Origin of the sequence: Desulfotalea psychrophila LSv54 (assembly GCF_000025945.1) — a bacterium.
Taxonomy (GTDB): domain Bacteria; phylum Desulfobacterota; class Desulfobulbia; order Desulfobulbales; family Desulfocapsaceae; genus Desulfotalea; species Desulfotalea psychrophila.
The window spans coordinates 2914028-2929827 of record NC_006138.1; the positions used below are offsets into that span (position 1 = coordinate 2914028).

Genomic DNA, 15800 nt, shown 5'->3' on the forward strand with positions numbered 1-15800 from the left:
TGCACTAGTGGGATAAATTTTTAAGCAACAGTATCTCCTGTTCAACTCCACCGTTATGCTGATCTATTAAGCGGACAATCCTCTTAACTGCCTCATCTAAAGAGAGTCTGAGTCTTGCCAGGATAGCCTGATTATCCTGTATCAAATCTTTTTTGCTATACTTAAAAAGCTCAGCAATATTAGCGGGAATATAGAATTCAGCAGCCCCAAACTTCTTTTTTATGCGAAGGTACTCATCTAAACCAACGGGATCATAATCACCACAATGGAGAAGAGAGATGTGCTCATTTGGAACAAGGCAGCTCAAGAACCTCCCGGAGAAACGGCCACCTGTGTAATAAACGATATCAACGGATACTCCTAATTTCTCAAAAGCCCAAAAGACGTCTATATTTTCTACCAGGGCAATCCTGCCCGATATTTCAAGTTTATCACCATCCCTGAGCTGGAGACCTGCTATCCCCGCCTGATCGCACCACGCCTTGGCGGGCAAAGAGATATCGTTTAGTTTGAGCAAATCTTCCCTTTCAGAAAAAACTCGAATAAGCAGAGCCTCTCTATCTGTTCCCTGAACTCTTTTGGCATCTCTATAGACAGCCACGGCCTCCGCCCGAGTGGACACACCTGCTATTGCCGCATCAAGCCCGGATGGATATTGCTTTTGACAATATTTTTCTAAGCCCCTATAAGAAATGACGGATATACTCTGCCCAGCCCCCACCCTCTTTTGCTCTAAAACACCTGCTTCCAGCAGGGTTTTAATCCTACCCCTTAATTTGGCTGAAAACTTAGTGAGCGGTATACTCTGGCCCGCGAGCAACATCTTAAGATGCCTTGCATAAACAGCCATCAACTCAGCCTTTCAATTATTCCCAGGCTACGATCATCGACATAAAGACCTTCTAGCCCGCCACGAAGAGTATAGAATCTGCTGATAACATCCATAGGTTCAGGGCTGGCAACAATGGGGGTAAAGCCAAGAGAGACAGATTGAGCAACTATTGAGCCAAGGTTATCTGGATCAAGCTTAGAGACCTCGTCTAAGAAAAATGGAATGAGCACCTTCTTGCTAGGGGCCAAAAGTCCTTTGATAAGCATAATATTAACAAGCACCTTGATGGTAACCGTGGTCCCTTCAGACTCGATTGATTTAAGCTCAGTATATGCTTTCGTATTGCCATTTTTCATGACTTCAAAATTAAGAGAGAAGAGATCAGAAACTTCAATTTTCCCCTTTGCCCGAAAATAATTTTGCAAATCATCAACGGACCGGGTAGACGTGCTATTATGCACGGATGAAAAAAGTGAGGTCTCCGTTGTTTTGACAATATCTTGCATCAAACCGATAATCTGTTGATTCTCAACAACAATAATCTTAAAACTACCAAGATCAGAGATAGGTACCTTGGCAAGTTTTCGATTAAATTCACTCACCGCCGACTTAAGAACACCAAGGTCCTTGAGCATATCCCTCATATTAGTGGCCAAACTCTTCCAGACAGCATCCCACAGTTTCATCACCGTCTTTTCTTGTTCCGCCAGCCCTTCTATCTCGCCCTTCAAGGAGTTAATCGTTTCTTGTTCTGAGCTCTTTATAAGAGCGCTATAATATGTCCTTTCAATGCTGTTGAGCTTTTCTTGCAAAGACATACTTAGACGGTTCTCTTCCAGACCATAACTGAAGTGGTTAGAAATAAGCACAGCCAGATCATCTTCATCAAAGACAAGCCCCAGATCAACCTGCCAATCAGCGTCTGGAACGACAAGCTCATGTATTTTTGCTACACACTCTCTCTCAAGCCTATCAATCTCAATGATTTTTTCGGCACCAATCCGTGATTCCTTTTTTTTGGCACTTACATCTTCGCCCAACCTCTTTTTTTCAGCATACAAAACACCCCGCTCGTCATCTTTACTGCCAAGCTCTTTCTCCAGCTCTCCCTTATTCTCTAAGCTTTTTGTAAAAGAGATATAGCCATGATGATATGCACCTTTTTTCTTTAACTCTTGGCTCAGCTCTTCCTTTCGTCCCAACAATAAAGCCTGTTCACGCGCAACAACGATAAGGGCCTCATCCTTAGCAATTCTTTTTTCCACAAGAAGAATATCTTTTTGCATCTCTTCTCTGTTTAAGAATTTGGAAATATCTGGCCAGAGATGTGGTTCCAACTTGATTTGAACTGATTCATCGGCATATGTACCCTCTTTAATCCTAGCCAGAACAGCACGTATCCTCGCCACAAGAGCATCACTCTCTTTAACTATTAGCCCATCATCTGCCACCTTCATCCCGAGCAGACGGTGATTATAGAGGGTGAAAAATTGGCCTATTTCTTCATCGGAAAATTCACTTCTGAGATAAGTGGCAACGGAATTTTCTACATTGGCCAGCCTATTTTTAAGATCCACAAGTTCTTTTGTTTTCCTAAAAAGCCTCTTCTCCAAGACCTCCAGAGGATCTTCTTTTATGGCGACCAAATTAAATTTTATCTTCTCCAGCTCAACCTCAAGCCCCTTCATAATCTGAATTTCAATATCAGGGGAGTAACCAGAAAACTTGGCTTCAGCTACTCCTAATTCGGTGAGCTGGCCCTTCAGAGCACCTATTCTTTCAATAACAACCTGCAACTTCTCTTCAAGAACATCTCTGCGCCGCAGGTCTTCTTTTATTTCATCCTCGAGTTCACCCTTTCTGTCACAGATATCACTCTTTTTCTCACCATTCTCTTTTTTCTTTACGGAAAAAAGCTCGCTTATCTTCTGATACCCCACAACCATATCTGACCTGCAGGAGATCCTCTCGTCATATTCCATGACACATTTTTCTATTGTTGGGGAGATTTCCTTAAGGGTTTTGATCCTCTCCAGACCCTTAATAACCCGCTCATATCCTGCAGAATATGCATCCTCCAGATCAATACCATTTTTCGTTCTAAAATCAGATTCAGCGACGTGGACAAGGGCAGATTTCAGCTCTTTTTGCCCAACATGAGAGAGATTTAAAAGATTGTGGTACAAATTACGAATCTTCTCATATCCACCCTGATCCTTAATGGGTAACAAACCTAAACTCACGCCCTTACTGTCACCAACCCCAGTGAGCGCCGCCCTTAGCTGTTTTGGCTTTAAAACAGTATAATTTCTATCGGCAAGTTCCACTCGAACTTCTGCACTACTCCTTGTGGTGCCATCTGCGTTATAAAAATCCTCCAGCGAGAACGAGCCCATATAAGAAAAACGCTCGTGCGCCCCTCCCATGCCCAAACCTCTCACCCCAACAACCTGATAGCCGTTTGAGGTGAGACATTCAAAAAGCACATAGCTATACTGCCCCTTAAAATAATACCGCTTTGTCTCATCCATTGGATGGGTAAAAAACATGCAATTTTCATTGTCGACATAGAGGAATTGCAGAACAGCTATAAGAGAGGTTTTTCCTGCATTATTGGCGCCCACAAGATGCACGGCCTCATCAATAGAGACATTGCAGTACTGATATTTACCTGAATTGATAAGAATTATTCTAGTTGGCCCGATATTCATCCTCATCTCCTCTTGCTAAAATTTCCTGTTCTTCAGAATCTTTTAAAACAGTGGTACAAAGATCAAGGAGACGGTACACAGGTGTCTTGAACTGAAAGGAGACCTTACCCAGGGTCGTTAGAAAACCATATTTTTGCAGGGTCTCAATTATTGAGAAAAGCTTCTGCTCATCCTCCACCCCAACCTCTTTCATATAGTCTTTATACTTCTCGGTTTTAAAATGAGGCAGGGTCTCTATAAGAATGCTGTTATCGAAAAGAGCAGCCTCAAGATCAGCTTCTTTTCGATCCAAATCATCAATTAAGACAAAAACAAAAAGAAGCATCTGTTTAATCTGATTATTGAGGCTTTTTCCATGCTTTTTAAGATAATAAAACTCCTTAGGATGAGCGACTAACTCAAAGCCAAGGCACTCAAAAAGGTCAGCATAGCTCTGCAAATCGTTCTGGAGAGCAAAAAATAGCTTACCCTCTGAAAAGGAAATATGCCTCCCCTTAAGAAGCTCTTGATATATCTCCTGCAGGTAAGGCAAGTCATACTTATTTTTCATCTTACTACCTCATATTTGTTATGGTAAGAGGGTGAGCGTGTATCCTAAATGTATCAAGAGAATATGTTGCTCGGGCATCACCGTACTCAAATGCCAAGGCGCTCTTCGCCAGAAGATTGTAACTTCTCAGTATCAACAACATCTCTTTATCTTTGTAATTCTCTACAAGCCAGCCCAAAGTATCCTGAAGAGGCAAAGCAGCCTTGGCGCTCTCAAGCACTCCATCTAAGACATAATGTTTCTGTGGGTTAGCACGGGCTTTATTTCCATGATCAACCTTCGGGGGCACCACTGGCTGATAATTATCCACCTGTTTCAAATAGTCTAATGATTTAAAATCTTCAAAGACACCAATACGCTGGGCAAATGAGGGCAGGGCCAATTCGTCGGCAAGTCCCGTCAAGGCATCTGCTCCTCTTTTACTCACATTATCGAGAAGAACAGTTACCCCACGGGCAAAGAGGTTATCCCTCAATTCATTTAACAGAGGCGTTATTTCGGCAAGAGACTCTTGAAATATCTGTAAAACTTCACGCCTTAGAAGTGGCAAATGGGACGAGACTCTCTTAATTTTATAAGAGATATCTTTTTGTAAGCAGTACTCTTCTGCCGCATAGCTAAGAAATTTTTCACACTTATCTAAAGACATGTCCATGACCTTCCCGACCTCGATCATATCCTCCAGGGGCAAGACATATCGCTTATAAATATCGTCAATACGACCATAACGGTCGGCAGAGGTATGTTTTTCGACGTTGGAACGTACCTTTCTTACCTCTTGAATAATTGCCAATCTATTACCTTCTGTGCCCTCTCTTAATTTCTCCATGACGCCCGCCATATCATTGAGAATATTGAAAATTGGGCCCTTGCTATTCTTTTCAAAGGCAAGCCTTAAACTATCCTGCAAAGAATCAAGCTCTTCTAAACGAGCCATAATCTCCCTAGGGGAGGTAAAGCGATGCTCCTGTTCGAGAAAATCTAATAAATTTTTGATGTGATAGGTAACTTCATAGGAGGCAGTGGCATCTGGTAATGAGCGGATTATCTTGAGATCTAAAAGCTGCTTGAAAATATAGCTTGGCTGCGGATCAGTAACATCACGGTATGTTTTTATAAAATCAAGCAGTTCAGCCTCACTGAGATCACGGTTCATCTTATAGATGCTCACAATCAACTCGTAATAGTCTTTTACAACTTTCAAAAACACCTTGGGTAATATGGCCATAAAAACGTCCTCTGAGATACTTGCAATTTGCAAAGCAAACAAAAAAATAAGAAATGCCTGCCAAATGGCTCACAGCAAAGAGATAGCAGGGCTTACAGAGCAGTATACTCAATCGCTACCGGCAAGAATAGATAAAGATAAAAAACAGTATGCTCATTCCATCGCAGGATATATCCAATGAAATCAGGGCGCTATTTTCTATGAAAAAAGGTGGCCCGGAGGAGTTGGAGCAGCTGCCAGCTCTCTTTTTGGAGAACTAAAGGGATATAGTGGTGAACATTGAGAAGATGGCAGAGATGGCTTCGCCCAACCGGGCTGACGCTCTAATCCGACTATCAGGATGCTCTGTTCGCAGAATAGCAGAAAAGTAGATATCCTGAAAACTATGCACTTTATCCGGATATTCATGAAGCGCTAAAATCAAAACTAGTTGATTTAATACTGTTTACATGATAACCAAGCTACTGGATGCAGTACCTGCGTTGTTGTCGGTGATGGATTTTTTAGTGGCAAAAACAGCTCCCGAGCCAGGTAATATTGCTAGAAACAGGTGACTGCATGATATGCCTGTTTCCTGAAGTACTCTGCCTGTTTTTTCATACTGATTGAAGCCATATCGATGGCAGAAATCGAGATAATAGCGGAATCCCTAACGCGGCAATGGCGACCCCATTGCGGCACTTCTCTCTGTACGACAGAAGCCGTAAGTTGATTTATGAGAATGCAAGATATTTGGATCATGCAGTGGTACCCCGCCAGAAGACTGGATATTGTAGATGAAAAATCGTTGTCAACTCATTGTTACTCGGCAGAAAAACTGATAATAACTTGTTAGAGCAAACGAATAGAGAGGAGTCTAAATTGACATATGCATTAATTGACAATTCTACATTAACGGCAGTTCAACGCATTTCAGGTGATGTGCTAACAAAATCTAAGGATTCTGTAGATACAGATATCGTAGCTCTAGAAAATTACTTACAAGCCATTTTATTCTATGACCGAATAGTAGCTGTAGATGACTATATACCTGCTCATAGAGATTCAAGAATATCTGCATTCCCTAACATAGAGTTTTTGGACAAAGATACCTATAACCTAGCTGAAATTGAGGTGCAAGCAAAAGACAAAGCTGATTCTTTACAGCCTAAAATTAAAGGTGGTGAGTTTGTAAATGAGGACTTTAAAAAGCTTATTGAGTTACTGCAAACTCATATTATTTGCACATGGGATATAAATTCAAGTGTGTATCATCTTAATTTAAAAAGTTTGTCTGATGATCCTAGCGAGTTTAATAAGTATGGAAATATTGCCGCTGCAATTTTTTCTGAGCTTAATGATGCATCGGAATTAGGGCAAAAAACAAATGGAAATGTTCAATTAGTTGACCGATTTGGTCGTCCTATTGGGACAAATTATAAAGTTCCTGGAGCAAAATGGGGCGATAAATCGGGAGCATCTAGTGGTGAAGCCTCAGAAGCTATTAAAGCATTTGTTGCTGCGCTTGTTTGGCTAGCTAATCGCTCAATATTTTATTCCTTATCTGCAAAATATCTTAAAGCAGATACATTTTTATACCCTATTCGACAAGCGTATCAGCAAACGTATATGAGCCAAACATGCAATTATGGTTTTGACTATGTCAAGAACATTGTTGATCATTTTTCATCAACTGCTTCAGAGGATTTAATTAATATTCATAAAGCAGGATTGGTTGGTGCAACATCTACTTCGTTACCTATGTTTTCTGCTTGGTTAGCCAAAGAAACTGGAGACCCATCAAAGATAATCGAGTCAGCTTATAATATTAGAGATAACCCTGAATTTGTTGAGTCTCGCGAACAGTTACGAGAAATCAGAAGGTTATTTGATGAGTCTGAAATAGCTATTGCAAATAAAGCTGTATTAAAAATCGTCACTGATTTCAATAAATCATCAACTAATCTACGGGTTAAATACGGGTTGAAAACTAGGCAAGGTGTCCCTGTTACAAAATTAGTTCATGTTTACAACACTTATGCTGCGGTAAATGGTTTACCCAAAGCTCCTGCGTATAATTTTAAAATTAAATTGCCAGATTTTTTATATAATTTAAAAAAACCTCGCGGATTCAATGCGGTCTACAGGAATCTAACTAATGACCTCTCAACGGTATGGTCACTTGGAGATGCTAGAGATATCTTAGGTAGTAAAGTTGTTCAAGAAAAAGGCGCAAGAGTATATAGTCCCAAACAAGAGCAACCGAGATTCAGTAAGGCTCATTCACAGTTTAAGAGTCCAATGTAATTCTTTCTAACAAGTCATTCAAAAGAACTAAAAACAGCGTCCGATATCGCTTCGATCGTATTTTAGTCCTCTATTTTTAGCCTCTTAATGAGGCATTGCTGGATGAGTACAATAAGGGCAACAGACTAAAATTTGAAAAATGAGTGCACAAGAGCTGTTTTTCGATCCTGCGCTTCAAAAAAATTATCTGTTTGGTGAAAAACAAAAGAGGTAGTGGCAGATGCAATGATCGATCTCTTCTGAAATATTCTTTCAGCTCTCAGGGTAACTCGTGATAATAACAGGAGAGATACCTCTTTGCTGACTCGAAGAGAGAGGGCAGAGGGGAAGGTCTTCGACTGAAGAGAAGAGATGCAGGAGAGCGAAGCCCCCAATTTTATTAAATGGCACCGATGTTTGCTTGGGCGATCCCCATTGGCACGGAGCTGAGCATCGTCATTTCAACATTTTGCATACGACCGTATGAGGATGGAGGTGGCCCCTCCCCCCTCTCAGTTGCCCGAACGGAGTGAGGAGCGTGGGCAGATGCCAGCGGCGTCCAGGAGCCCGTTCGCAACCTTAGCGAAAGCTGAAACGAGAGTGAGGATTGGCAACTAGGCCGGAGCGGCATGGGGTGCAAAGGGGGGAACGCTTCCCCCTTTGGCCAGTATGGCTGGCAAGCCACGATCCGGTGACCACCATCGAACCTGGGAAACTCGATCGAGGGTCGTGATGCCTGATTCACCGTTTGCCCGTAGATAGGCCATCTTCTCAAGTATTTGGCCTGTCTACATATGTATATTGTCTCTTTCTTCGGTGTTTCAGCCTTTATACATTTGTATATTGTCTCTTTCTTCGGTGTTTCAGGCTTTATACATCTGTATATTGCCCGTCCCCTCAATGTTTTGGCCTTTACCCATACATATATTGCTCGCTTACTCGATTTTCCCTACTCTCTTTCGGCCACAACAGGCATCTTTGCTCCAACCTTACTTCCAGTGCTTTGTAGCGCTTTAGATATCGTAAATATTGTTGAGCCATTTTGGTGCGCGGCAAGAGACGAATGCTAGCAGCGCTATGTGACCGAATGAGAAACGAAGTCAGCGCGAGAAAAGGGCAAACAATATACGGTGGATAAAGTTTTACAGAGCACTAATAGTTACTCAGATCTGTGCCAGTAATTAAAGGTTGCGTCGATTCCTTCTGCTTGAGCTTTACGATAACTCGACGCTGCCTCTGCATCCAATCCATCTACCTGCTCTGGAGTTGCTAGAAAAGATTCCTTCTCCTCTTTCACCTCCCAAAGATTGGCCTTAAAAAAACGTAATACAGCAACTCTCGCCTCTTCCATGTCGGTTGATAACACCCAGACACGAACAATTGCCCTGGAAGCATGGGCCCCCACCAGATTTCCAAACTGTGGTTCCACCTCAAAAAGAAAAAAATATGAATTCATACGAAACCTCAAATATAATTTTCGCCCTCTGTATACAACAGGGCATTGTGATTAATGTGACATGCATCTTATCAAGGACATTGCTGAAGTATTACAATAAGGGCCTGTCAGAAAATAACATGAACATCTTGCATCTCAGCTTCGGGCCATCTTATTTTGGAACAGACCCCAGGTACAACAAACTAAAGTTTGAAAAATGGATGAGCGGGAACTGTTTTCCGTTCCGACACTTCAAGCAAAGGTCTGTTCAATGAAAAACAATGCCGCTCTCACCCAAGAACTATGGCACCTATCTGGTTAGCGTAAAGCAGGTTTGACAATCCACGAAATTGCTAAGAAAGTGGTCGGCCGCGACAGCACTGTCAGTAGGGAACTATCCAGGAATAAGAAAGGTACTGCTTATTCTCCAGAAAAAGTACAAGAACTTTTTCATAGGAGAAAAAAAATGCTTTCACAGCCTGTAAACGCTCTGTTATCTTAGACAAAACCAGCAAAGAGGGTCTGATTTCAGGTTGATCACCAGGGACTATCAACTGACAAATGACACGAGAAAAGAGTAGGGGAGACAGCCACACCACTCTCTACCTAAAATTATTGGCCAAAAGAAATGCGCCGAAACAGAGTGCTACCACAGCAAAACCACCGGCGCCCCAAGTCCAGGCCAAAAGAGATTTTTTAGCAACAGCCCTAACCGATGTGACAGTCTCTGCCTCAACAGCACCCATAATCTTTGTGCTGGTTTTGCTGACTTGCTCAGCAGAATTCTGGTAGCAGCATTCGGCTTTACCAAAGCTGATCAGATCACCATCTTTAAGTTCCTGACTTTCTACGGGCTTTCCATTTATGATTGTGCCATTCTGGGAACCAGAGTCTTCCACCTTCCAGCCGCCACCCACGACAAGCAATCGAGCGTGTCTGGAGGAAACGGTGGCCTCGTTGAGAACAATGTCATTTTCCTCAGTGCGCCCCACTGTCAGGACCGCCCCCTTCAGATTGAAGATCTGTCCACTAAACACCCCTCTGCCCACCAGACGATTTCCAGCAGCATTTGCCCCTAACTGAGTTCCAGCAACCGCTTTATTGACTTGTTTTTTTCCAAGTCCCACTGCAGATCGAACCATGGTCCTGGAAATATCTGCAACAGGCCCCTGAACCTTGAATACGACCTCATCAATCCGGAATTCATCACCGCTTCTCAGCTCGGCAAAAGTAATTTTTTTACCAGCGACAAAGGTACCATTGGTTGACGAAAGGTCGCGTATCTGCAGACACCCTGCCTTCTCCTCCAATTCCGCATGTTTTCCAGATATGCAGGAAGAGTCTATAACAATATCGCAGCCCGGACCTCGCCCCATTACCATTTTTCCGACCAGTGGGAAAACTTTTCCCCTGACCGGATCGTTTGCCCCCAACAGGGACCAGTCGCCAATGACCGGTCGAACCGTGGTAGCCTGGAGGCCGCGCTTAAGATCGGCATCGCCTATTACAGCCATCACAGTAGTGGGATGCCGTTGACCAGGGTCTACAACCTCTGCATCTACCGAGCCGAAACGAATGGTATCCCAAGCTCTAATCTCCTGACGACCAACAATTTTCTTACCCCCAACAAAGCTGCCGTTGGCAGAGCCAAGATCTACCAGATAACTACGAGTCTCCTCAGTCTGGATCTCTGCATGAAAAGCAGAGATATCAGTATCAGCAAGTACCAGATCATTACTCTTATCCCGGCCGATGGCCAAGCGAGTGGTGTTTAATTCCACAGTTGGCATTTGTGGATCAGTAAATTTCAGTTTGAGCATGCCCTCTCCTTCAGTCGTGCAGTTTACACCGCAGACCCCTTTCGTTGCTTACCTCACCCTCACGGGGAGTTATTAAATCCATCCCGTTTATCGGAGCTATGTCTTTATATCTTTTTGAGTCATAGCCATATGACTAAGGCTCTATTGCTACATAAGAGCAAAAAGCACAGGCATTCGACTCTCTTGCAGCAAGGACCGGAAGCCCACCTATCTGTTACCCCAGCCTGGCTCGAGATAATTCCGGTGAGCTGACCACTCGGCGCCCTGAGCCAACGGCCGCCTCAATGGCTAAGCGATAGTTCTGAGCCGAGCTAGCCTGCAAGCGTTTGCTGAAATCCTGCGCATCATGCCAGGAAACATTTTCCAGCGGATACCTGCTACCTTGAGCAAGACCAGAGGGGTTGACACCCATTACCTTCTGATACCCCCCTAGCTCACCTCATATTTGCCCATAGAGTAGACATCCAGCCAGACCTCATGCACCGGTTTTTTCCATTGCGTTTTACTCTGATATGATTTTCCACTTACTTCAAGATGGTAACGACCAGGTTGCAAATAGATGCCCGGCTGATAGCGAGAGCTTATCTTCAGAATCTTTCCCATGGCATGAGCAGCAGAAGAGGTAATGGATATTTGACCCATGGATGCTTTTTCTTCTATTCCGCTTCTTCTGGCAGTATCCACGCGCCTTTAAGCTGGACGAGATTACCACCCGAAAGCTGCAGATCAAGTTTTACAGTTTTTCCATGCTGAATAGAAACCTCCTGTTTCAAGTCATAGAATCGATCTTTATGGACAGTAACAAGCGTTCGACCTGCAAAAATCTTTTCAACCGTTACCGGAGTTTGCTCACGCTGCAACTTACCGTCGATAAAGACATCTGCCCCCGGTGGCTCACTTAAAACCGTAATCGTCCCCCGACCCTGCTCCAGAACATAATCGCGTTTGACAACCTGATCATCTACCAAGGTGACCTCTGCCAAGGCATCTACATAATATTCTTTCTCTACCCGCAGGGTGTGGGTGCCAGCGGGAAGGTTTGTAGCTGTTAAAGGCGTTTTGCCAAGGTTACGTTTATCAAAATAGACGATTGCCCCTTCAGGTCGACTACTGACGACGAGTATAGAGGTGGACAACAGAGATACAGCTTCAACCTTTGCCACTTTCGCTGACCGGGCAGGCTGCGCTGGAAAAGAAACGAAGATACTATTTTCTCCACTCCCTCCGCCGCCAATTGCCATACTGATTGAACCCACTTGCAGAAGAACAAGGTAGGCGATAAGACCGAAAAGAAGCGCCAGAGCCCCACCGCCCAGAGCCCATTTAAGGCCTGCCTTCGATGAAGGGGCAGGAACCACTTTCATTACTTTAGTTGCATGGCTTGGCCTGGAGAGTCTGCGACCCGACTGAACATCCTCAATAGCACGCACCATGGTTGCTGCATCTACATACCTGTCAGCAGAGGATTTTGCCAGCAGATGATCGACTATGGGCTGATATTTTCTGAATTGAGATGGCAGTTCGGGGACGGGATCATTCACATGGGAATAGGCAATGGCAATGGTATCTTCGGAATCATAGGGAACACTACCGACAAGCATCTCATAGAAAAGAATGCCAAGGCTATAGAGATCCGAGCGATAGCCAACTCCTATGCCACGAGCCTGCTCCGGACTCATATAGTGCGGAGTGCCGATGGACATCCCGGTTTTCGTCATTTGGGTGGCAGTGCCAACAGCCTTGGCTATCCCAAAATCAGTGAGTACTGCAGTGCCATCCTCACGAAAGAGGACATTTTCAGGTTTGATATCACGATGAACAAATTCTTTTGCGTGTGCGTGGCTTAATGCCTTGCCAAGCTCCAGCAAGATATTAACAGCAGCTTCCGGCGACAGACCCTGCTTGATCTTCTCTTTTAAGTCACCACCGGTTATGAGATCCATCGTATAGAAATGGTAGCCATCTACATGCGTCACATCATACAGGGTAACAATATTTTGGTGCATCAACGCCGCTGCAGCACACACCTCCTTATCAAAACGAGTTACTCGCTCTGCATCTCTGGCAAATTCAGGTGGTAGCAGCTTAAGCGCTACCTGCCTACCCAGTTCTGTATCCTCGGCCTTATAGACATCAGCCATCCCGCCAACACCAATTTTTTCGATGATGCAATATTTACCGAGTAACGTTCCCTGTTCAATTTCCATTCACTTTTCCTTGCTCAATAAGTGGGTCAACGCCTTTCGCTTCCGGACCGATTAATACAGGGGCTGACACAACGTATCCATTAACAGCCTTTACAGATGTGACTGCTTTCACCTTTTCAATAGCTGGCGCAGGGTTAACTATCTCTGCTTCAGATCCAGAAAAATCATCAACTGATTCATCAGAACCTCTCTCGTCAGGGATAAGATCTACAGTAATCTCCTGCTCCAATTCCCCTAATCCAACCCGGGATATTTCACGTGATTCCAAATCGCTACCATTTTCAGCACTGGTTTCTGGCAATAAGTCCTGAAGATCGGCCCTATCAATCTCCGACACTGTTTTTTGCATATGGATCGGTGCCGGGCTAAACGAACCCTGCCCTAGACAAAAGCAAAGGACAACCGGAATGGCTGCCAAGAGAAAACCTGCCAGGGCATAGAACGGAGCACGATTTTTCTTTCGAGTTTTCTTTATGCGATTAACATCGACAGCATTCATCGGCCGTGTGGCACCTCGCCCCCCCCGGACAGGTGCGTCCTCAGGTGCATCTACCATTATGATGGTGATGTTATCACTCCCACCCCTATCATTTGCAGCCTGAACCAACTGTTGCAGTATGGTTTCAGGTGATTGATTCAAGCTTAGAATTGAAGCAATTTCAGCATCTGACAGCTCTGACGTTAGGCCATCACTGCAAAGAAGTAGCCTGTCACCTTTGCCCAGTCGGCCTTTGACAGAGTCAGGCTTTACCTCTTTCATCTCAGCACCCAAGGCCTGTGATATCGCGTTGCGTTGGGGGTGAGCCACCGCCTCTTCCGTGGTTATGGCACCGGCATCAACAAGTTGCTGCACATAAGAGTGATCTCTCGTCAGCTGAATAAGCGAATGATTGTCATAAAGATATGCTCTGCTATCTCCAACCCAGGCTATTTCATAGTTGCTGCCTATTAGCTTAAGTGAAACAGCAGTAGAGCCCATTCCCGCAGAACCTTGCCCTTGTTCAACCGCCCTGTGTATACAATGATGTGTCTCTGCCAGAACCTCTGAAAGAGCCATACCTTCAGCAGACAAACGGCTAAATGCTTCGACAACAATAGCACTTGCAACCTCACCCGCCTCATAGCCACCCATACCATCTGCAATTACCCAGACGCCACGATCTGCATCAGACATGAGACTGTCTTCATTATGATCGCGAACCCGACCAATATCAGTAATTTGACAAAACTGAATCATTATTATTCCTCTGTAGCCCCTGTTTTCAAATTACAAACACTTTCGTAGCAAATATGCTTTTAAATGTGAAGGAACACTTTAAAAGCAATATTTTATCTTTCATTTCTTAGCATCCGCACTTTAGTCTGACTCAGACGAGCTACTCCGTTTTGCTGCAAACATACGGCAACAAACTGCCTTCCAACAACCAAGATGCCATTCTTCCTTTTCCAATCAAATAAAAGTAGTCATGTCATTTATGATGATGCTTCTTCTTTGTGACATAATCACAAGCATTCTCTATCTATCTCATAAACAAAGATTCTGGACTATTGAGCCCATAGGTGCAATATAGCGATGTTGCAAAGAGAAGTTTTCCGACAACAACGCTTGAGCTGCCTGATCTTGAAAAATTCATGTCAACGGATCCCCATAAAATAACTCAACATTTTCCATCTAAATAATATGACAAAGCACACACATAGTAATATATGACTATATGTGTCAAGATAATTTCACCTCATCATCTAACCACTAGGAATATTGAATAATATTATGGCAGACACTATTTAAAATGGATTCTACATTTTGGGATCGGCCAACCATATCCTGCATGAGAACTCACCTATGCCAGACATTTCCCGACAAAGAGAGAGCAGAACAACAGGTAACTCTAGCGGTGATTCCACCCCACCTTTATGGAGTTATATCTTTATGAAAACCCTTCAATTTTCTAATCCTCAAAAGAGTCCTCACTGCTTTAGCGCCAAAAATAATTACAAAAAAGCCAAGATGCAGCGACAGCCAAGTTTTTGAAGTATTAGAAAAAGCGGCGTAACTGTCACCCACGCATGAACGGGCCATTAACGCAGATATTTTTTACAATTTACGCTCGAAATATAGTGAAAAGAATGCTTTTTTGCAGCGCAGAAAAAGAGCGGGAGGAAAAAATTTTCGGAGGAAGAAGATATATACAGAAGATCGGATTAAGCCTGAGACTACCTAATGACATTTTTTCAAGGCAACACTAAAACACATGACAACAGGCCACAAAAAGGTCCAAACCAGGGCAAGAGTGTAGCGTGAAGGAAATAAGGATCAGTTGAAGGTGGCGTCTCCCAGACGAACACCGGCCCAATATGCAGCAGGCCCCCCCAGAGCGTCAAACAACATGGTGAGCATTGATCTATTTTACAGCCAGGCAAGGCAATGTTACGATGTTATGGCCAGCCCCAACCAAATAACCATTAGTCAAAGTGGTATTAGCAAGCCTGTTGTGGTGAAACTGATAAAGCCAATATGGTGCAAGCTTCCATCCACCACCAATCCCGCGACGAGCAGAAAGCCCAGCATCCGCAGATCCAAGCTCCTTACCTTTACAAAAAACAGATGAATGAGGAGCAACAGGACACCAACACAGGCACCGCTATTCACACCGAGACAAAATCTTCCCTGTCAATACCCACTGTATATTCAAGCTATAAGCACTTGGATATTTCACTACTGAGAATATCCTCTTTTTTCGATATACTTGAA

12 protein-coding genes are annotated in these 15800 nt (G+C 43.7%); 1 reads left to right on the forward strand and 11 read right to left on the reverse strand.

What is annotated here, in order from left to right:
* Positions 1–4: 4 nt before the first annotated feature.
* Genes DP_RS13000 through DP_RS13015 form a run of 4 tightly spaced genes read right to left on the reverse strand, consistent with a single transcriptional unit; the run spans position 5 to position 5321 of the window.
* Positions 5–850, reverse strand: coding sequence for a hypothetical protein (locus DP_RS13000; protein ID WP_041278012.1), 846 nt, complete (start codon positions 848–850; stop codon positions 5–7).
* The gene (locus tag DP_RS13005) at positions 850–3543 is read right to left on the reverse strand and encodes a hypothetical protein (protein WP_041278013.1); all 2694 of its coding nucleotides are present in this window, start codon (positions 3541–3543) and stop codon (positions 850–852) included. Before DP_RS13005 ends, DP_RS13000 begins: the two co-directional genes overlap by 1 nt.
* Complete coding sequence (locus DP_RS13010) at positions 3524–4093, reverse strand: condensin complex protein MksE (RefSeq protein ID WP_011189800.1); 570 nt, start codon at positions 4091–4093, stop codon at positions 3524–3526. The genes DP_RS13005 and DP_RS13010 overlap by 20 nt, the downstream gene beginning before the upstream one ends.
* Before the next feature lie 4 nt (positions 4094–4097).
* On the reverse strand, positions 4098–5321 hold the full coding sequence (locus DP_RS13015) for a hypothetical protein (protein ID WP_011189801.1): 1224 nt from the start codon (positions 5319–5321) through the stop codon (positions 4098–4100).
* Between the two features lie 861 nt (positions 5322–6182).
* Between DP_RS13015 and DP_RS13020 the strand changes: the two genes are divergently transcribed.
* On the forward strand, positions 6183–7607 hold the full coding sequence (locus DP_RS13020; RefSeq protein ID WP_041278014.1) for a hypothetical protein: 1425 nt from the start codon (positions 6183–6185) through the stop codon (positions 7605–7607).
* A gap of 1138 nt (positions 7608–8745) precedes the next feature.
* Here the strand turns inward: DP_RS13020 and DP_RS13030 are convergent.
* The 7 genes from DP_RS13030 to DP_RS19295 all read right to left on the reverse strand — a co-directional run bounded on the left by DP_RS13030 (position 8746) and on the right by DP_RS19295 (position 15698).
* Positions 8746–9042 carry a hypothetical protein gene (locus tag DP_RS13030; protein ID WP_041278016.1) on the reverse strand — a complete coding sequence of 99 codons (297 nt, stop codon included), beginning with the start codon at positions 9040–9042 and terminating at the stop codon, positions 8746–8748.
* 581 nt (positions 9043–9623) lie between these two features.
* Entirely contained in the window at positions 9624–10841 is a 1218-nt protein-coding gene (locus DP_RS13040) for an FHA domain-containing protein (protein ID WP_011189811.1), read from the reverse strand.
* Positions 10842–11055: 214 nt separating this feature from the next.
* Positions 11056–11253, reverse strand: coding sequence for a hypothetical protein (locus DP_RS13045; protein ID WP_011189812.1), 198 nt, complete (start codon positions 11251–11253; stop codon positions 11056–11058).
* Positions 11254–11270: 17 nt separating this feature from the next.
* Positions 11271–11483, reverse strand: coding sequence for a hypothetical protein (locus tag DP_RS13050; RefSeq protein WP_041278018.1), 213 nt, complete (start codon positions 11481–11483; stop codon positions 11271–11273).
* 14 nt (positions 11484–11497) lie between these two features.
* Complete coding sequence (locus tag DP_RS17060; protein ID WP_011189814.1) at positions 11498–13048, reverse strand: protein kinase domain-containing protein; 1551 nt, start codon at positions 13046–13048, stop codon at positions 11498–11500.
* Positions 13038–14285: a PP2C family protein-serine/threonine phosphatase gene (locus DP_RS17065; RefSeq protein ID WP_011189815.1), complete on the reverse strand. Its 1248-nt coding sequence runs from the start codon at positions 14283–14285 to the stop codon at positions 13038–13040. Before DP_RS17065 ends, DP_RS17060 begins: the two co-directional genes overlap by 11 nt.
* Positions 14286–15515: 1230 nt before the next feature.
* A complete protein-coding gene (locus DP_RS19295; protein ID WP_083818991.1) occupies positions 15516–15698 on the reverse strand; it encodes a DUF2878 family protein in 183 nt (60 codons plus the stop codon).
* Between the last annotated feature and the right edge of the window lie 102 nt (positions 15699–15800).